The organism is Celeribacter sp., from assembly GCF_048259695.1.
In the GTDB taxonomy this organism is placed as follows: domain Bacteria; phylum Pseudomonadota; class Alphaproteobacteria; order Rhodobacterales; family Rhodobacteraceae; genus Celeribacter.
On the sequence record NZ_JBLXHL010000004.1, the window covers coordinates 200,020 to 217,198 of the forward strand.

Consider the following 17,179-nt stretch of genomic DNA (forward strand, 5'->3'; position numbering starts at 1 on the left):
ATGCAGGAAAAGCGGGAGACAATCCGTCTCGACAAGTGGCTGTGGTTCGCCCGCTTTTTCAAAACCCGCGCACTGGCGACCAAAGCGGTCACAAACGGGCATGTGCGGCTCAATACCGTCAAAACCACCAAGAAAAGCACGTTGATCGGGCAGGGCGATGTCCTGACCTTTCGGCAAGCGGACGATATTCGCGTGGTCGAGGTTGCGGGGCTTGGCACGCGGCGCGGACCCGCCCCCGAGGCGCAAACCCTCTACATCGACAACACGCCGCCCAAAGACGTGCGGGACTATGTTCCGCCATCGCCCAAATTCGAGGGAAAAGGACGTCCGACTAAGAAAGATCGTCGCACCGGCCTTCTTTCCCGCCGCGACATGCTTGATTGATTGGCAAAGCAGCGGTAGCTAGGGCGCATGCATTGATGAGGGACTGAACACCCATGACCTACGTTGTCATCGAAAACTGTATCGCCTGTAAATACACCGACTGTGTCGAGGTCTGCCCCGTGGATTGTTTCTACGAGGGAGAAAACATGTTGGTGATCCACCCGGACGAGTGCATCGACTGTGGTGTGTGCGAACCTGAATGCCCTGCGGACGCCATTCGTCCCGATACCGAGCCGGATATGGAAAAGTGGGTTGAGTTCAACCGCAAGTATTCCGAGGCCTGGCCGGTGATCCTGTCCAAGAAAGATCCGTTGCCCGGGTATGAGGAAAAGGACGGCGAAGCGGGCAAGATGGAGAAATATTTCTCCGAAGCGCCCGGCGAAGGTGACGAATAGGGCGAATCACCCGCTCCCCCAAACGGCATGAGACGCGGCGGATTTGCGCCGCGTTTTTATCATTTTCGACCATATTTCATTGGGATGCCCCGCGTTTCGTGTTCGCGTGACTTTTTTCGGGGCGTTTTTTGTGGTATGGTGTTTCAACCACTTTAGGGCATATCACTCCCAATCTCCTTACGCATCGCGTGACCGGAGCTTGGGTTTTTCGCGCCAAATTCCCGTTCAAACGGGCGAGGGATGACAGGGACGCCGCGCTGTATTGCGGTTGTATCTGGCATGTGTGCGGAACGGTGATGTAGCTCTGAGGCGGATCCTATAGCTTATGCAAGGACAAAGCTGCAAATGAGCAAGTCTAAGAAACTCGATTTTAGCCCGAATGATTTTGTTGTTTACCCGTCACACGGTGTGGGCAAAGTTGTCTCGATCGAAGAGCAAGAAATTGCGGGTATGAACCTCGAACTGTTTGTGATTTCGTTCGAGAAAGACAAAATGACGCTGCGCGTTCCGACCAATAAGGCCATCGAAGTGGGCATGCGCTCGCTCTCGTCGCCCGATGTTGTGAACCAGGCGATGAAAACTCTCAAGGGCAAGGCAAAGGTCAAACGCGCGATGTGGTCGCGTCGTGCGCAGGAATACGAGCAAAAGATCAACTCCGGTGATCTGATTGCCATCGCGGAGGTCGTGCGCGACCTGCACCGTGCCGATGATCAGCGCGAACAATCCTATTCCGAGCGTCAGCTCTATGAGGCCGCTCTGGACCGTTTGACCCGCGAAATTGCGGCGGTCTCCGGTGAGGGTGAAACAGAGGCGCAAAAGCAGATCGGTGACGTTCTGATTAGCCGCGCCCCGCCCCCCGCTGCCGCGTAAGCGGGGCTTCAGCGTCGAAACACAGATACCGCCGTGAGGGAGACCTCGCGGCGGTTTTCGTTTGCCGCATGGACTCGGGGCGTCAGGTATCGGGGGATCAGGCGGCGAGGGCTGCGAAGGTGACCAGAGCGGCCAATTCGCACAACAGCTGTGTCGCCCCAAGGATATCGCCTGTCTGGCCGCCGATCTTGGCCTTGGCCACCGCGCCGGCAATCGCGCCCGTGGCGGCACAGGCGGAGGCGGCCAGAACCATTGGCACAAACCCCACCACGATCCATGACAACGCCAGCCCCAACAGAGCGGCCAAAACGGCGGCGCGGCGGGGGGGGCGACCCGTTTGGACCGATAATCCATCGGTGCGGGCATGGGGTAAAAGCGTCATGGTGAACGGGATCACCGCACGCGACAGCATCGCGGCGGCCAGTAGCGCAGGCACGATAACGCCCGCGTGGGCCACGGCGGAGAGGGCGGAAAACCGGATCAACAGCGCGAGGATCAGCGCCAGAACGCCATAGGTGCCGATACGGCTGTCGCGCATAATCTCAAGGCGGCGTGATATGTGCCATCCGCCCCAAAGCCCGTCCGCACTATCGGCCAGACCGTCCTCGTGCATCGCGCCCGTGACGATCACGCCCGTGGCAATGGCAAGTGCTGCGGTCAATGCGGAGCCAAGCGAGAGCCAGATCGCAATCGTGGCCACGGCCCCCGCGATCAGCGCAACGGCAAGACCCGCAAGCGGAAAGGCCCAGACGGCCTGTGCCGTGCGGTCGAATTTGGCCCGCACCGGCAACCGTGTCAGCAGCGCCATCGTGGTTGCGACATCTTGGGCCAGGGGGCGAAAGGCGGTGGATTTGTCCTGTTCAGTCATAGGGACTAGCGATAGACAAGCAGCCAAAGAATGACAATGAGGGAGCGTATCGCGTGTCTTTTTCCACCCTATCCGAATTTGCAACAGTTCTGGCCTCGGCCCCACATCCTGATGCGGACGCGCGCGCGGCGGCTCAGGCGCGAAATGCGCAACTGACCAAGCCCGCAGGCTCGTTGGGACGGCTTGAGGAAATCGCGATTTGGTACGCGGCATGGCGTGGTGAGGCCCGTCCCGAAGTGGCCGCCCCGCAGGTCATTATTTTCGCGGGCAATCACGGAATTACGGCCAGAGGCGTGTCGGCCTTTCCCGCCGAGGTGACCGTGCAAATGGTGGCGAATTTTGAACATGGCGGTGCCGCGATCAATCAACTGTCGCGTGCTGCGGGCGCAAACATGTCCGTGCATGCGATTGATCTGGACCGCCCGACGGCGGATTTCACCGAAGGCCCCGCGATGGATGAGGTCGATTGTGTGGCGGCGCTCAAAACCGGTTGGGATGCGGTGGACCCTGAGGCCGATTTGTTGGTCGTGGGCGAAATGGGCATTGGCAACACCACCTCGGCGGCGGCCATCGCCAACGCGCTCTATGGTGGCGAGGCGGCGGCATGGGTCGGGCGCGGCACGGGGGTGAGCGACGCAGGGCTAAAGATCAAGGAGGATGTGGTGCGCGCAGGCGTGGCGCGTCACGCGGGCAAAGATGCGCTTGGCATTCTGGCCGCATTGGGCGGGCGTGAACTGGCGGCGATGGCGGGGGCGATTGCGCGGGCGCGGGCGCTGCGTATTCCTGTGATTCTCGACGGGTTTATTTGCACGGCGGCAGCGGCCACATTGGAGGCCGCACAGGCGGGCGCATTGGATCACTGTATCGCGGGGCATCAATCCGACGAGGCGGCCCACCGGCGGTTGCTTGCGGCCCTTGGCAAGGAGCCGCTTGTCGCGCTCGGGTTGCGGTTGGGCGAGGGATCGGGGGCGGCGCTCACCATTCCGCTCGTGCGGGCGGCGGTTGAATGCCTGTCGGGCATGGCGACCTTTGCCGAGGCGGGGGTTGCGGCGGCGGGATAGGCCCGCGCTCCGGCGGTCTCAATCAAACGAGGAGGGGCGGCCTATTCGGCCGCCTCGTCTTTTTGGCGCCGCCGCGTTTCGATCTGCGCCATCAATCCGGCTTCCAACGCTTTATCAAGGGTGCGCGAGCGTTCGACATAGGCGCGGTTTTCCGTCAACGGTACCTTTGGGTCCCAAAGCTCGGCCAGATCGCGGAGCGCCTCGCGGTCGTGTTGATAGTAGGCCTGTTCGGTCATGGCCGCGTCATATTCGCTAAAGCCCATTTCCTCCAACACATAGCGCCCCGCCCGCAGCGAGCTGTCAAACATTTCACGCACGATTTTATCGGCGCCCGCTTTGAACAGCTCATAGACATGGATGCGGTCGCGGGCGCGCACGATGATAAACAGGTCGGGATTGTGTTGACGGGCATAGGTCACAAGGCGCGTGGCCGCGGCAGGATCGTCAAGGCCGATGACCAGAACTCTGGCGTCATCAATCCCCGCCGCATGGAGCAATTCGGGGCGGGTCGGATCGCCAAAGAAGCCTTTGTAGCCAAATTTGCGCATCACCTGAATGGTCTTGAGATCGTTGTCGAGCACCACGGTATTGAAGCCGGAGGCCTGAACCAGACGGTTGACCACCTGTCCAAACCGCCCGATGCCGGCGATGATGATCGCCTGTTGGTCGTCGATCTCGTCGGTGGCCTCCGCGCCTTCGCCACGCTCGGTCAATTTCCGTCGCAGGTAGTCGTGCAGGATGAAAAACAGCGGTGTGAAGACGAGCGAGAGCGCAATCACCAACATGACGCGTTGCCCGAGCCAGATCGACAGAACGCCCTGCTGCAAGCTGAAGGTGGTAAGCACCATGCCGAATTCCCCCGCCTGTGCCAGCGAGAGTGCGAACAGCCATTGCCCGCGTTTGCGCAATGAAAACAACCGGCCGATCACATAGAGGATGAGCCCCTTGGTGATCATCAGCACGATGGTCAGCCCGACGATCAGAACGGGATCGCGGAACAGGATGGTGAAATTGATCCCCGCGCCCACGGCGATAAAGAACAGCCCGAGCAGCAGACCCTTGAACGGCTCGATCGAGCTTTCCAACTCGTGGCGAAACTCGGAGTTGGCCAACACCACGCCCGCAAGGAAAGTGCCAAGTGCGGGCGACAGGCCCACGGAGTTCATCAATAGCGCGATGCCCAACACCATCAACAGGGCGATGGCGGTGTAAATTTCGCGCATATTGGCGGCATGGACAAAGCGGAACACAGGGCGTGTGAGAAAGATCCCCGCGAGGACGATGGTGGCCACGGCGCCCAAGGTCACGATGGTCACGCCCCATGCGGGCAAGCCCTCGATGAGCGAGAGATGTTCGGCGTGGGCCACGGCGTCCGAGGCCCGGATAATCGACCCGTCAGGGCCGAGAGATACCCCCGACCCGATTGCCAGAAGCGGCAGAGCGGCGAGCATCGGGATCACGGCGATGTCTTGTGTGAGCAGCACCGAAAACGCGGCGCGCCCGCCGCCTGTGCGCATCAGGTCTTTCTCCGACAGGGTTTGGAGCACCACGGCGGTCGAGGACAGCGACATGATCATCCCGAGTGCCAGGGCGGTCTGCCACGGGAGCCCGACCCATGTCCCGGCCCATGTGATGACCGCGGCGGTCAGGGAGATTTGTAACCCGCCCATGCCGATCAATTTATGGCGCATGTCCCATAGGGCGCGGGGGTCCAGTTCGAGGCCGATGAGGAACAACATCATCACCACGCCAAACTCGGCGACATGCATCAGGTCTTCGCTTTGGGAGTGCGCGACGAGGCCGAACACCGGCCCGATCACGATCCCTGCGATCAGATAGCCAAGCACGGAGCCAAGCCCAAGCCGGCGGGCAATAGGGACAGCGATCACAATGGCGGCGAGGTAGATTGTGGCTTGGGCCAAAAAGCCGTCCATGTCGGGCCTGTCTCCGTGGTTCGGGTTCAATCTGTCGTGTTGCGGGGGACGGGCCTGCGCGGGGCGTCCCTGTGTATGTTATGACCGATTTCGTGAACAACAAGTGTCACGCCGGAAAGTTCCGCGCTTTTCGGGCGTTTTTTTAGCCGCCGACCTTGAGCGTCGTGGATCGACCGCCTTTGACGTAGGTAAGCGCATCCGAGGTGATCGACTGTACGCGTCCGCCATTGACGCTGTCACCGACTTTGACCTTTGCGAACCGGCCCGAGGGCAGGCGCAAAAGGGCGCGGCGATCCGATGACGAGCCATAGACCCCCATCAGGTTGAGTTGCCGCAGGTTGAGTTGGTTTTTGACCGTGGCGGCGTTGGCCACAGACGTGGGGGCCGTTCGCGGCAGGGTTGTCGCAGGCACCTGTGCGGTGACGCGGGTGGCGGCCGAATTGGTGGTGGTGCTTTGCTCGGTAACGAGGGCGGCGGCCGCGGTGGCGGCGCGGGCCGCAGCGGCGAGTTTTTCGATATTGGCAGGGCGCGCACGCGGCATGAGGGAGGTGGCCACACGGGGAGCCGTCGCGACCGGCGCCGCTTCCCCTACGGCCTCGGCGTCCTCTTGGGCCTCTTGTTGGGGAGAGGCGGGGCGGGGGGACGGGCGGAATGCGGCAAGCTGTGCGCGGGTGATGCCACCCAGATTGGCCCGCTCGTTATTCTCGATCAGCTGTTCAGGGCGCGGTTGCGGCACAAAGGCCTTGAGCGCCAATCGGGCGGGATCGTTTTCATCCACCACGACAGGGGCTGTGGCGGCGCGTTCGGGGCGCGGGCGTGGCACAACGGCAGGGCGTCCGGCAAAGACCAACACCCCCTCGGGGCTCAGCGCCCCCTCGGGCGTGGCCCGCACAAGGCCGCGTTCGTCGAGGTCAAAGGTGGTGTTCAACGGCACCGGCGACAACATCGGGCGCGGCAGGTCCTCGGCGGTGTGGCCGAGCGCATCGGGCAGCGCAATCGCGTCCTGCGACAGGATTTGCGGGTCAATCGAGGCAATATACAGATCGTCAAGGGCGTCGCTATCATTGGCTGTGCCGCCCTGTGGCGCGGCGGTCCAGACACCCGTGGTGGCGTAGTGGTCCTGAACGTCCTTGAGGCTCAGGCGGGTTGCCTCCCCCGCCAGACTGTCGGGCAACGCCTCGTCCGCAAGTTCGGGCACCGCCGCATCGGCGATATCGGCGTCGATTTCGTCCGCCTCGCCCACCTCATCCGTCGTCTCGTCTGTTCCCTCGTTCACGGGTGCAGACGGCTCGGCGGGGAGGTCATTGGCAATGATGGTTGTTGTGGGTCCGGTCGCGGCATCGACCGCGCCCGTTTGCACATCCGCCGTATCCTCCGGTAGGAAACTGGCCCAGATGTAGACAAGCCCGAGCAGGGCAAGCAGCAGAACGGTGAGGGTCAGCCCCATATAGCGCGGTTTGCCACGGCGGTCATTATTGCGGCGCCGCGCCCCGAACACGGTGAGGGATTCGGCCTCGGTGGTCGCATCCTGCACGGGGAGGATGGGGCCTTCGGAGGGGGTTTTGCCTGCGGGAGCGGCCATGTCGTCCGGCGCAGCAGCGGGCAAGGCCTCTTGCGGGGTGCTTCCGGCTGTGGCGGTTGCGACGAGGGCCTGTGCGTCGGCGGTTTCGCGGGCGGCGTCACGCCGTGCGGAACGTGCGGCCTTTTGGCGGGTGATCCCCGCGCTGATGGTTCTGCGGGCCCCTGTGGCGGCGGAGAGCGCGGTGGTGGCCGCCCCGCGCGCAAGCCCGCTTGCGATCCGTGCCGCGCGGGAGGGGGCGTTGTCGGGGCGTGGGGCCTCAATCGTATCGGCATGGATCACGTCAGAGATGTCGGCAATCGAGGGCTCGCCAGAGGTGGACATCCCGCCCGATACAGGGGTCACAACCGGTGTGGGCGCAGGAAATGGTGCAGGTGCATCCGTGTGCGGTGCTGCGGTGCGTGCCACCGCGCCGTTGGGGACACTTGGCGTCGCGGTGCGTGAGGGGCGCGGTTCGGCGGCACCATTCTGGCTGCGCATTTTGTCCGCAGCCGCAGAAAGAGGCGTGGCGGGGCCGCTTGGGGCAACAGGGCGCGATAGCGGCACATGTGGCGCGACTTTTGCGGGGGGTGTTTGCGGGGTGCCGACCTTGAGGATGCCGCGCGGTGGAGCGGGCATGGGCAAGGGTTCGGGAAGCGGGGCGCTGCGGTTCACCTTTGGCGCGGGTTTTGCCTTTGTCGATGCGGCGGGTGTGGGATCGAACGTAGGCAAGTCCGGATCTGTCACCGCGACATGGGTTTGTTCCTGCTCCGGGCGCCCTGTCTGTGCCTGTTCAGCCGCATCATCGGTCGCGGTCGAACCGTTTGCGCCGTTGGCCTGATCCTGTGCGGCGGTCTCGTCCACGGGGGGCGAGGGGGTCGGGTGTGGCCCGAACAGACGGGAGGCCTGTTCGCGAATGCGGTCTTGTGTATCTGCGGAGCCTGAGGTCGCATTCGTGGCCGGCGCGGCCTCGCGGTGGGTGCGAAAGGCGGACAGCGGCGGAGGTGTCGCGGGCGGCGTAACGGCGTCCGGTGCGGCGTCTGCCTTGGCGTCCGGAACGTCAGGGGCCTGTGCGTCAGAGGCCTGTGCGTCAGAGGCCTGTGCGTCAGAGGCAGGGACGTCAGAGGGCGCCGCTTCACGTTTTGTGGCGGTCGGGGTCTCCGGTGTGTCTGTCGCCTCCGGTGTGGCCTCGGTCTCGGCCTCGGGCGCTGCTGTGTCCGGCGCGGCATCAACACCCGTTTCGGGGGTGGTCTCGTCCGTGTCGGACGCCTCGGTGTTTTCAGCATCAGACACGTCGGCTGTGCGGCTCACCGGCGCGGGGGTGTCATCACGGGACGACACGTCGCCGTTCACAGCATCGGACACGTCGGGCGAGGTGACGGGGGCGGCCTCGCTGTCGTCGTGGGCGGTGGAGGTCACGGGCGGCGGGGCTGTGCGCACCACAATAGCGTCAAGGTCCGGTTCAACGGCAACAGTTGCGCCGATCAGCGCGTCGGCGGACTGCGCACGGCCAAAAAACGGCTCGCCGGCAAAGGTGTTTGCGTCGGGCAAAGCCACATAGCAGATCGGGTTGAACCGGTATTCATTGGCAAAGGCTTCGGCCTCGGCAAGCGTATCGCGGGCCACCACGGCGAGTTGGATGGCCTCTCCGACACAGCGCCAGTCCCACACCAGTTCATCAAGCGCATAAGGGGTTGCGCCCTCAAGAGAGGTGCGGATGGCGCGAATACGGTCGGCCGTGCTGTTGGCGGTGTCGGGGGTCGCCGCACAGGGATCCGTGATCGTGCGGTAGAGGATTTGCGAATTGGGGATCACCAGTTTTGTGGTCAACCCTTTGGGCGAGATGGCCGTGGCAAGCGCACGCAGACGCGCAAGCGCATTGCCCATGTCCGGATCGTCAAGCGCGACCTCGCCCATCGTGTACCAACCATTTGGACCGCGATGGAGCAGCGCAATGCCGTCATGGCTCAAATTGAGAGCAAAATTCGGTTTCATTTCGGTGCCTTATCGCCGTTTTTTAAGGTCGTCACTCATATTAACCACGTAAATCTAACCTGTCTTTGCGCTAATGCAAAGACCAAGAAAACCGTAGATGGCCGGCCCGCGGGCCTCCGCTCATTGCGGGTATTTCACCGCATCCAGAGATTGGCTTTCTTGATCTGGTTGCGGATTTTCTGTTCCTTGCGCGGTAGGTCGTTGCGGTCAAACATCGCACGGACTTTGCCGCCTTTGTTCTGGAATACCATCCGTTTCATCGGCTCGTACTCTTTGAGCACTTTCTTGATCCAGTTGGGCGCAGAGGCCGCGTTCAACACGTCGATCACATGGTCGCTCTCGCGTGCAAACAGCAACGGGAAGGTGCGGTAGTGGCACGACACCGCGCCGTCGAGCGTATCGGCGGGCAGTGTGTTGCGTGCCCCGCCAAATGAGTGGATGACCAACGGCAGCGCCACTTGGTCGAGCCAAGGATCGAACACCTGCAATGCGCAGGCTCTCGGCGGATTGTCGCGGATATCCAGAGCGTAATCGAGAAACCGCTGACCGAATTGGCGCGGGCATTTGTAGAAAAAGAAACCCGCGTTGAAATAGAGGTAGCGTTTCCAGTATTCGTCGGGTTGGCCCAGATCGAGGGAGCTGTCGAAATCCAGTTCGAACCGGTCGTAGAGCGATTTCCAGATCTCGGTATATCCCGGCCCGTAAATTTCAAGCTGCGGCCATGTGCCTTCGACCTTGAGTGACGCGGTGGGGCGCTCGAAATCGAACGGCACGTCGGACAGTTTTCCGGTGATGAGCGTGTCGGTGTCAAAAAACACAAAAGGCTCGCCCTCGGGCAGGGCCAACAACGCCTCGATCTTGTTGCCATAAGGGTAGGATTGGCCGAAATGCCTGCTTTCAAACGGCAGGATTTCCACATCAAGCCGCTTGAGGGCCTGTAGCAACTCCGGCTGACGCATCCGCGGGTCATTGTTCCAAAGCGCGTTGGGTTGTGGCTCCGCGATAAAGACGCGGCCTTTGAAATCGGGGTCACTATGGCGCAAGGACGCGGCAAACAACAGCGCCTCATACATCAGGCGTCCGTTTTGTCCGATCACGACAACGTTGAATGACCTTTGGTTTTCTGGCTTACTCGACATACGGACCACTGCACAGCTCTTGGAAACTTTTGATTTTCTCGCAAGGTAACGACTGGGAGCCGCTGCGTCGACAGATCATTTCAACACAGATGTAGGGATGGAGACCTTTATGACCACATTCAAACCGATATGGCGTGCATTCTGTTTGTCCGCCTGTGTCTCGGTGCCGCTCGCCGCGCCGGTTGCGGCGGATAATTTCACCACCGCGGCCGAGGTGCGCCCCATTTTGGATATGACCAAACCGCAATGGATCGCGGTGCGCCCCTACGACGGAAAGGATTTGCTCTACTTCACCAACCTGTTGGCGTGGCGCTGTGGCATCGCGCAAATCTTCTACACGGTGAACGGTGGTGCGGAAGCGGAATTCATGGCCGAGCCGTGTTATGTGGATGAGCCCACCCCGAACGCGCTCAAGGCCACGACACTCGACAGTCTTTTGGTGACCTTTGCCCCCGACACGATTGAAACGGTCGATGTGTGGGTGATCTATGACGACGGGGCCGAGGACACGGCCCATTACGCGCGCGCAGATGTGCAAATCCCGTAACCGCAAAGCTGCGTGTCACAGTCGTGCGCCAAAGCCGTGTGAACTGTCGATGAGATCCACCAATAATCCCGTTATGGGAAAAGTGGTGGGCGACCCTGGAATCGAACCAGGCGTGGGTCTCCCCGGCGGAGTTACAGTCCGCTGCCGCACCTTGCAGCCCGTCGCCCACTAGGATGTTTCCATCCGTTGGTGGGCGGGGGATACCGTCCTGTGTTTGGGGCGTCAACAGGAAAATGGCTTGTACTTGGACATTGTGCGCGGCATGGAAGGGCAGGACGCCCAAGTCGGGGCAAAAAGCGAAAGATGAGATATGAAAAAGCCAAAGTGGGTCGTCGAAAAGGAACAGGGCAAGCGTAAGGCCGCCAACGAAACGGTGTGGCTGTTTGGCCTACACGCCGTGCGTGATGCGCTGCGCAATCCTGCGCGCGAGAAACTGCGGCTTGTGGTGACGCTCAACGCCTATAACAAGCTCGAAGAGGACGTGGCATTTGCGGGCATCGAGCCCGAAATGACCGACCCGCGCAAATTCAACGTGCCGATTGACGCGCAATCCGTTCACCAAGGCGCCGCCTTGGAGGTCAAGCCGCTCAAATGGGGCTCGCTGACCGAAGTGTGCCTCGCGGCGGGCGAGGGCGCACCGACGGTGGTGTTGCTCGATCGTGTGACCGACCCGCATAACGTCGGCGCCGTGTTGCGGTCCGCCGAAGTGTTCGGCGCAGAGGCCGTGATCGCCACGGCCCGCAATTCCGCGCCCGAAACGGGGGCGCTTGCCAAAACCGCGTCCGGCGCGTTGGAGCGCCAACCCTATTTGCGCGTGCGCAACCTGTCCGACACGATTTTACAGCTTCAGGAAATGGGGTTTGTGGTGCTTGGCCTTGACGGGGAGGCGGAGATCGAATTGGACGATGCGCTTGCACAGGCCTCCGGTCGTGCTGTGGCGCTTGTCATGGGGGCCGAGGGGCCGGGGTTGCGCGACAAAACCAAAGAGACCGTCGACAAACTGGTGAAAATCCCGTTCGCACGCGGTTTTGGTTCGCTCAATGTGTCCAACGCCACGGCTATCGCCCTTTATGCGGCGTCCAAGCGCTAACGCCTGCGGATCGGGAGACTCGGGAGGTGCATGGAGAGGACGGGAACGGGCGGGGTGATCACGAAAGCGCGACCGGCTCTTTTCTGACGGGCAACCGTGCCTATCTCTATTGACGAGACGCGCATCCGGAACCCGCGCGTTGCTCTCACTGTCCCTCGTTCCACACCTATGCCCGGGCCTCGCGTCCGGGCTTTTTTCTTTTTGGAATCGGCTATTTTCTTTCGGAAATCATACTATCTTGGGGGTATGAGTGTATTTCATCAGCCCAGCGATGCGCAAATCGCCACCATCCTGACCGAGACCCGCGTGATCGCGCTTGTCGGTGCCTCTGCCAATCCCGAACGTCCCTCGAACGAGGTCGGTCACTACCTTGCCGCGCGCGGGTACAAGGTGATCCCCGTCAATCCGGGGCAAGCGGGCAAGGAGCTGTTTGGCCAGACCTGCGTGGCCTCACTCGCCGATATCGACGAGCCTGTGGATATGGTGGATATTTTCCGCCGCTCCGAGGAGGTCCTCCCCGTTGTCGAAGAGGCGCTGTTGCATCTCGAAGGCCTCAAAACTGTCTGGATGCAAATCGGTGTGACCAATGAAAAAGCGGCGGCTCTGGCCATAGCCCAAGGTGCCGGTGTGGTCATGGACCGCTGTCCCAAGATCGAGATCCCGCGGTTGGGGATCGGGGCTGTGGGCGGCTAGTTACACGGGAAGGCATCTGCGGCGGATGTGGGGGTGGACCCCACATCGACGGAGGCTGCACCGTGATGCATGTCCGCTTTGGCAAAACATTGAGGGCGCCTGTGGTGCATATGAAGGATCGCCATTTGAAAGCGTTGCACTCGCGCGCGGGTGGCCATCGGGCCTTGCCGGATCAACAAACCGGTTGAGAGGCCGACCGCCCCTGTGCGTTGGGCCGTTTTAGCGACCACCGCGGCGAGTGGCCGCGTGTGGTCGATCGTTTGTGGTCGGGCGTTTGTTATTGGCTCCGGCTTTCGGCATCCGTGTTCATTTTTTCCAGAAGACCCCCGAAAATCCGCTGACCCAGTGCGCCGACATTGGTCATTTCCAACCGGTCGACATTCGCGTCGGGCGAGCCCACGACGATCAGGGCATACATGCCGTGACGCCCGTGCACCTTGCATTTGAAGCCATAGATGCCGGGTGTCTCAAAAGTGACCTCGGCAAGCGGTTGGTGTTCGATGTCCACACGCTCCGCCCCGTCAGGCCACATCCCGTCTATCGCCGTTACGGTGTGGTTTCCGGTCGAGTTCAGGAACTTGATGCTATCGCCCGGTTCGATCCACAGATAGTCGGGCGCAAAGCGATAGACCCCTTCGGGTGTCAACGCATTCAGGTCGATCAGCTGATCAATCTCGAAGGTCTCGGCATTTGCGGAGACAGCCGTGGCGAGGGTCAGGGCCAGTCCGGTCAGGATGGATTTGAGAGGCATAAAATGTCCAGTTCTTGTCACGGGTTATCGGGCAGTTCGACAGTTTGCTCAGCCATCAAAACAGCACGCGGGTCGGTCAGTTCGGGATATGTGTCCTGAACCAGATCGGTCACGAATTGTGGGTAGGTCCGGAACATGAGCTTGACCGTGGCCGTCATCGGGAGGGCGATGTTTTCAGGCAGATCAAAGACTTCGTCCCGATATCCATTTGCGGGGATTTTCGTGTCCTCTAGCATGCGTTCATAGCGCCAGAACGCGAAGCCGACCGGCTCGCCGTATTTGTCGCCAAAGACCTTGCGAAAGAACCGCGCCTCCGGATCGACCACACCGGCATCATCCATCTTGCCGCTTGTCAGGACCACCTCGCCATTGGCGTCCGTCACTGTGATGTCCAACCAGACCTGTCGGAAATCCGCAACCCCTGTGGGCAAGGCATGCCCCGCGCCGGAGTTTGTGACGCGTACGTTAAGCTTTCCGGTCTCGGTCAGGCGCGTTTCCAACTTGGCTGCGGTGCGCAAAAGCTCGATGCTCATGCGTTCGAGATCAGGGTTGCGCAACCCGACAAGGTGGTAATTCGCACCGGTAAACTGGTGTGTGACCACGTTATCCTTTACCCGCCCGCCATCGGTTGAAATCCCCGGAATATCCTCACCGATCCGCGTGACATCCGCGTGCATGTGGCAATCAATACAGGACCGATGTTTTTCGGGGTCATTCGGTGCGTTATAGGCCGAGCGCTCCCATTCGCCATATGTGTCCACAATCACCGCCCCCGTGCCGGGTGCAAATTCATTGTGGCACGAGCTGCACAGCCGGCTTTCGGAATAGAAATCCTGACTGTAGGATTCGGCATGTGCGTCGGGTTTGGCGTTTATGCCGTGATTGCCAAGCCAACCCAGAATGTCATTCTCGCTCTCTTCGAACACATAGGTTTCCCGATCCTTGATGTTCACGGTAAAACTGGCATTGGCACCGGCGGTTGTCCCCATGGCGTTTTCCAATCCGGTGATGCGGTGGCAGAACAGGCATCCGGTCCCTTCATCAAGGTCGGGTTCACCCCGCTCCAATGCCTCGAACAGCGACTGTCCGCCTTGTTCAAACATATGCCCTGCATCCGAGGTTGCGGTCAGACCCGACAACAGCCCTTGCGGGTGGTGACACCCCATGCACCAGGTTCGAAATTCTTCACCTTCTTCGGCGGCGGCGACATCCTCGACCACCTTGTAATAGGGGTTTGAATCGCCCATCAGCCGGTGCAGGCTATCGGACCACTGGTCAAACATATCCGAATGGCATTCGGCACAGACGGCCGAGTTGGTCCATTCCGCCTCATGCACGGTGCCGCGATCATCGTCCAGCCGCAGCCAGCTCGACACCAGTGGCAGGTTCCCTTTGGCCGTCACGAACTCGTGCAGGTCGACCATCATTCCGGCCACCTCGGCAGGCGGATCTTGCGGGTCGACAAAGTCGGCCGTGCCTTCGCCGTCATGTCCCAATCCGCCCTGTGTGCCTTGGATGATCCGGATGTAGTCGCCAATAAAATCGCCCGCGATCATGGCGCCCAGATTGCCGTGCCCCACCCGCGCATAGCGGTATTGGTCGATTTTGGTGTCCTCGTACAGGTAGCTGTTGGTGAAGTTGAACCCGTCGACGTGGCAGCTTTGGCAGCTCATCCAGTCGTCACCTGTCATCGGAAACCCTTCCGGCCGGTCCGTATTGCCCGCATGGAACAGGGTCATACCACTGCGCAAGGCGGGATCGACCGGATCGCGGTCCACCAGAGTTGCAAACTGTGCCTGTTCCACATGCGGTGCGCCATCCACACTCAATCGCGTCAGATCAAGGCTCATGGCATTTTGCACAAAGGCTTCGCTCGCGGACACCACCAACCCGCGCGGATTGGTCCCGGGCAGATGGCGCAGGATTTGGGTGGCGTTGCCCGCACCACCGGTCTCGAAGGTCACAAGATCTTCGCTGCCTGCCATGGTCACAAAAACGCGGGTGCCATCCGCGGAGAATGCGGCATCATGCGGGTTCGAGACGATGATGGTTTTGGGCGATCCGTCAAACCGGGTCTGAACCGGATCTTTCAGGGCGATCTGCCGGAAAAGCTGTTTGCGTCGCCCGGGCTGTTCCGCCTCGTGTCCGGGGCGCAGGTCCAGAACCGACACGGCGGGGAAAACCGTTGACTGGAACTGAAACAGGTGATCGAAATTCCACAGGACATGTGGCAACCATGCCTGACTTTCATCGGGGCTTACGGCGATATCATCCAACAGGCGGGGGGCGCCTTGCGAGACAAATTCATCTGTGTCCTGTGTCTGTGCCAGATCAATCGTGACGATATTGCGCGGCGGCAATGTCGTGGTGTCGTGAACTGACACCTTGCCCACCATGGCATGGCTGACCAAAAGGCGCCCATCAGACAAAAGGGCCAGGCCGCGCGGTGTGTCATCGGTCGCGATCCGGTGTAGGACGCCTTTTTGCGGATGCACCGCAACCAACGCGTGGTCTTCAAACAGGGTCACCCAAAACAGATCGTTGCGCGGGTCGAAAACCACACCAAAGGGACGCGATCCAACCTGAATTTCACGGATGATTTCCCGGGTTTTCCAATCAACGAACACAACGCGCCCGCCAGAAAGGTCGGTCACGGCCAACACCCCGCCATTGTCCAGAGAAAGACGCCGCAGGTCGCCGCCAATCCGGACCTCGCCCAACCGCGTGCCGGTCTGTTGATCCACCCACGATACTGATCCGGCGGCATTATTCGCGCTGAACAGAACGCCATCGCGCTCGACCAGTGACCCGCTTTCGTTGGCGGCCAGACCCGCACTTGCCACAAGGATCAGGGACAGCGCCAATGCCGCACCCCATTTGAGGCTCTTGATCAGGGACCACCGCAGGGCGTGACGCGCGACAAGAAGCGTCAGGGGCAGGGCCGTCAGCAAATGTGCCCAATAGGATATCTGCCCGACCAGATCGCCACGATTGCCGAAAAACAACAAATACACACCACTGATGGTAACCGCCAACAAGCCGTACTCGATCATCGTCCCTGTGCGGCGCAGAAAGGTGCCGGTAGAGCGGATCAGAATTTTGCGATGCCCCAACCAGAACGGGACAACAATCGGAGGGAAAAGGATCACAGAGACCAGAATGTGAATCGCCAATGTCGTGCGTTGCATCTGCCAAGGCAGGTTGAAACCGGCCCACAGCATGAGGCCGCTTACCGAGAGCACATAGAGAATCAGCTCGGCCGCTTTGGACCGGTAGCTTGCGCGTTTCAAGAATACGGACACCAAAGATGCGTATTTGACCTGAGTATCAACTGAATCATGCGCCATTATCGTGAGTGTCTCATGTCATGGGTAAGGGAACGGTTCGGTGCCGCTCACTAATCCTATTGTTTTAATCGGGTATTGATTTAAGTCAATCTTCCGGACATTGGCGATGCTGTCGGGGGCAATCGCGTTGGCCCGTCGCAACGGTCTGCGTTGTCCCGCGAGGCCGGCATTCCGCCGCCATTCCATTGCCATCCGGTGCACCGAAACGGGTTAGCGCCCCGCCTTTTCCGCAATCCCCGACATGCCCTGACGCCGTGCGAGTTCCCCCAGAACATCCTCAAGCGCCACATCGCGGGCGGCGAGCATGACGAGTAGGTGATACAACACGTCTGCGGCTTCATAGGTCAGGTTCTCGCGGTCGTCTTTGACGGCGGCGATGATGGCTTCAATGGATTCTTCGCCGAACTTCTCCGCACATTTCTCCGCGCCCTTGGACAGCAGCTTCGCCGTCCATGAGCTGTCAGGATCGGCGCCTTTGCGGGTGGCGATGGTAGCCTCGAGGTCTTTGAGAATATCGGACATGTCATTTCCAAACAGATTTGGTCGT

At 60.9% G+C, this 17,179-nt stretch carries 14 protein-coding genes and 1 tRNA gene; 7 read left to right on the top strand and 8 right to left on the bottom strand.

The window, feature by feature from the left end:
• The 3 genes from ACN0Q0_RS09075 (at nt 1) to ACN0Q0_RS09085 (ending at nt 1,649) form a co-directional block, all read left to right on the top strand.
• Nucleotides 1-384: an RNA-binding S4 domain-containing protein gene (locus ACN0Q0_RS09075; protein WP_417243067.1), complete on the top strand. Its 384-nt coding sequence runs from the start codon at nt 1-3 to the stop codon at nt 382-384.
• 53 nt (nt 385-437) lie between these two features.
• Nucleotides 438-779: a ferredoxin FdxA gene (fdxA, locus tag ACN0Q0_RS09080; protein WP_417243068.1), complete on the top strand. Its 342-nt coding sequence runs from the start codon at nt 438-440 to the stop codon at nt 777-779.
• Nucleotides 780-1,124: 345 nt separating this feature from the next.
• Nucleotides 1,125-1,649 carry a CarD family transcriptional regulator gene (locus ACN0Q0_RS09085; RefSeq protein WP_417243069.1) on the top strand — a complete coding sequence of 175 codons (525 nt, stop codon included), beginning with the start codon at nt 1,125-1,127 and terminating at the stop codon, nt 1,647-1,649.
• Nucleotides 1,650-1,746: 97 nt separating this feature from the next.
• On the opposite strand, the gene cobS is transcribed toward ACN0Q0_RS09085, so the two are convergent.
• On the bottom strand, nt 1,747-2,517 hold the full coding sequence (gene cobS, locus ACN0Q0_RS09090; protein ID WP_417243070.1) for an adenosylcobinamide-GDP ribazoletransferase: 771 nt from the start codon (nt 2,515-2,517) through the stop codon (nt 1,747-1,749).
• 53 nt (nt 2,518-2,570) lie between these two features.
• Between cobS and cobT the strand changes: the two genes are divergently transcribed.
• Nucleotides 2,571-3,578 (top strand): nicotinate-nucleotide--dimethylbenzimidazole phosphoribosyltransferase, encoded by a 1,008-nt coding sequence (cobT, locus tag ACN0Q0_RS09095; protein ID WP_417243071.1) that lies wholly within the window; start codon nt 2,571-2,573, stop codon nt 3,576-3,578.
• A gap of 41 nt (nt 3,579-3,619) precedes the next feature.
• On the opposite strand, the gene ACN0Q0_RS09100 is transcribed toward cobT, so the two are convergent.
• From ACN0Q0_RS09100 to ACN0Q0_RS09110, 3 genes are all read right to left on the bottom strand, one after another.
• The gene (locus ACN0Q0_RS09100; RefSeq protein ID WP_417243072.1) at nt 3,620-5,512 is read right to left on the bottom strand and encodes a monovalent cation:proton antiporter-2 (CPA2) family protein; all 1,893 of its coding nucleotides are present in this window, start codon (nt 5,510-5,512) and stop codon (nt 3,620-3,622) included.
• 142 nt (nt 5,513-5,654) lie between these two features.
• Entirely contained in the window at nt 5,655-9,065 is a 3,411-nt protein-coding gene (locus ACN0Q0_RS09105) for a hypothetical protein (RefSeq protein ID WP_417243073.1), read from the bottom strand.
• Nucleotides 9,066-9,199: 134 nt separating this feature from the next.
• Entirely contained in the window at nt 9,200-10,204 is a 1,005-nt protein-coding gene (locus tag ACN0Q0_RS09110) for a hypothetical protein (protein WP_417243074.1), read from the bottom strand.
• A gap of 109 nt (nt 10,205-10,313) precedes the next feature.
• Here ACN0Q0_RS09110 and ACN0Q0_RS09115 point away from each other — a divergent pair, with 109 nt between their 5' ends.
• Nucleotides 10,314-10,751 (top strand): hypothetical protein, encoded by a 438-nt coding sequence (locus tag ACN0Q0_RS09115; RefSeq protein WP_417243075.1) that lies wholly within the window; start codon nt 10,314-10,316, stop codon nt 10,749-10,751.
• 83 nt (nt 10,752-10,834) lie between these two features.
• On the opposite strand, the gene ACN0Q0_RS09120 is transcribed toward ACN0Q0_RS09115, so the two are convergent.
• Nucleotides 10,835-10,918 (bottom strand) — tRNA-Tyr (locus ACN0Q0_RS09120).
• Between the two features lie 143 nt (nt 10,919-11,061).
• On the opposite strand from ACN0Q0_RS09120, the gene rlmB reads away from it, so the two are divergent.
• Together rlmB and ACN0Q0_RS09130 are read left to right on the top strand one after the other, a co-directional pair.
• Nucleotides 11,062-11,841: a 23S rRNA (guanosine(2251)-2'-O)-methyltransferase RlmB gene (gene rlmB / locus ACN0Q0_RS09125; protein ID WP_417243076.1), complete on the top strand. Its 780-nt coding sequence runs from the start codon at nt 11,062-11,064 to the stop codon at nt 11,839-11,841.
• A gap of 246 nt (nt 11,842-12,087) precedes the next feature.
• On the top strand, nt 12,088-12,534 hold the full coding sequence (locus ACN0Q0_RS09130; RefSeq protein ID WP_417243077.1) for a CoA-binding protein: 447 nt from the start codon (nt 12,088-12,090) through the stop codon (nt 12,532-12,534).
• A 277-nt stretch (nt 12,535-12,811) separates the two neighbouring features.
• Here the strand turns inward: ACN0Q0_RS09130 and ACN0Q0_RS09135 are convergent, their stop codons facing one another.
• The 3 genes from ACN0Q0_RS09135 to ACN0Q0_RS09145 all read right to left on the bottom strand — a co-directional run bounded on the left by ACN0Q0_RS09135 (nt 12,812) and on the right by ACN0Q0_RS09145 (nt 17,154).
• Nucleotides 12,812-13,285, bottom strand: coding sequence for a plastocyanin/azurin family copper-binding protein (locus ACN0Q0_RS09135; RefSeq protein ID WP_417243078.1), 474 nt, complete (start codon nt 13,283-13,285; stop codon nt 12,812-12,814).
• Between the two features lie 17 nt (nt 13,286-13,302).
• Complete coding sequence (locus ACN0Q0_RS09140) at nt 13,303-16,632, bottom strand: hypothetical protein (RefSeq protein WP_417243079.1); 3,330 nt, start codon at nt 16,630-16,632, stop codon at nt 13,303-13,305.
• A 210-nt stretch (nt 16,633-16,842) separates the two neighbouring features.
• Nucleotides 16,843-17,154 carry a phosphoribosyl-ATP diphosphatase gene (locus tag ACN0Q0_RS09145; protein ID WP_417243080.1) on the bottom strand — a complete coding sequence of 104 codons (312 nt, stop codon included), beginning with the start codon at nt 17,152-17,154 and terminating at the stop codon, nt 16,843-16,845.
• Between the last annotated feature and the right edge of the window lie 25 nt (nt 17,155-17,179).

Excerpts from the sequence above, each read along its gene's own strand:
- ACN0Q0_RS09075 (WP_417243067.1), top strand. The coding sequence starts at position 1 with ATGCAGGAAAAGCGGGAGACAATCCGTCTCGACAAGTGGCTGTGGTTC.
- fdxA (WP_417243068.1), top strand. The coding sequence starts at position 438 with ATGACCTACGTTGTCATCGAAAACTGTATCGCCTGTAAATACACCGAC.
- ACN0Q0_RS09085 (WP_417243069.1), top strand. The coding sequence starts at position 1,125 with ATGAGCAAGTCTAAGAAACTCGATTTTAGCCCGAATGATTTTGTTGTT.
- cobS (WP_417243070.1), bottom strand. The coding sequence starts at position 2,517 with ATGACTGAACAGGACAAATCCACCGCCTTTCGCCCCCTGGCCCAAGAT.
- ACN0Q0_RS09100 (WP_417243072.1), bottom strand. The coding sequence starts at position 5,512 with ATGGACGGCTTTTTGGCCCAAGCCACAATCTACCTCGCCGCCATTGTG.
- ACN0Q0_RS09105 (WP_417243073.1), bottom strand. The coding sequence starts at position 9,065 with ATGAAACCGAATTTTGCTCTCAATTTGAGCCATGACGGCATTGCGCTG.
- ACN0Q0_RS09110 (WP_417243074.1), bottom strand. The coding sequence starts at position 10,204 with ATGTCGAGTAAGCCAGAAAACCAAAGGTCATTCAACGTTGTCGTGATC.
- ACN0Q0_RS09115 (WP_417243075.1), top strand. The coding sequence starts at position 10,314 with ATGACCACATTCAAACCGATATGGCGTGCATTCTGTTTGTCCGCCTGT.
- rlmB (WP_417243076.1), top strand. The coding sequence starts at position 11,062 with ATGAAAAAGCCAAAGTGGGTCGTCGAAAAGGAACAGGGCAAGCGTAAG.
- ACN0Q0_RS09130 (WP_417243077.1), top strand. The coding sequence starts at position 12,088 with ATGAGTGTATTTCATCAGCCCAGCGATGCGCAAATCGCCACCATCCTG.
- ACN0Q0_RS09135 (WP_417243078.1), bottom strand. The coding sequence starts at position 13,285 with ATGCCTCTCAAATCCATCCTGACCGGACTGGCCCTGACCCTCGCCACG.
- ACN0Q0_RS09140 (WP_417243079.1), bottom strand. The coding sequence starts at position 16,632 with ATGGCGCATGATTCAGTTGATACTCAGGTCAAATACGCATCTTTGGTG.
- ACN0Q0_RS09145 (WP_417243080.1), bottom strand. The coding sequence starts at position 17,154 with ATGTCCGATATTCTCAAAGACCTCGAGGCTACCATCGCCACCCGCAAA.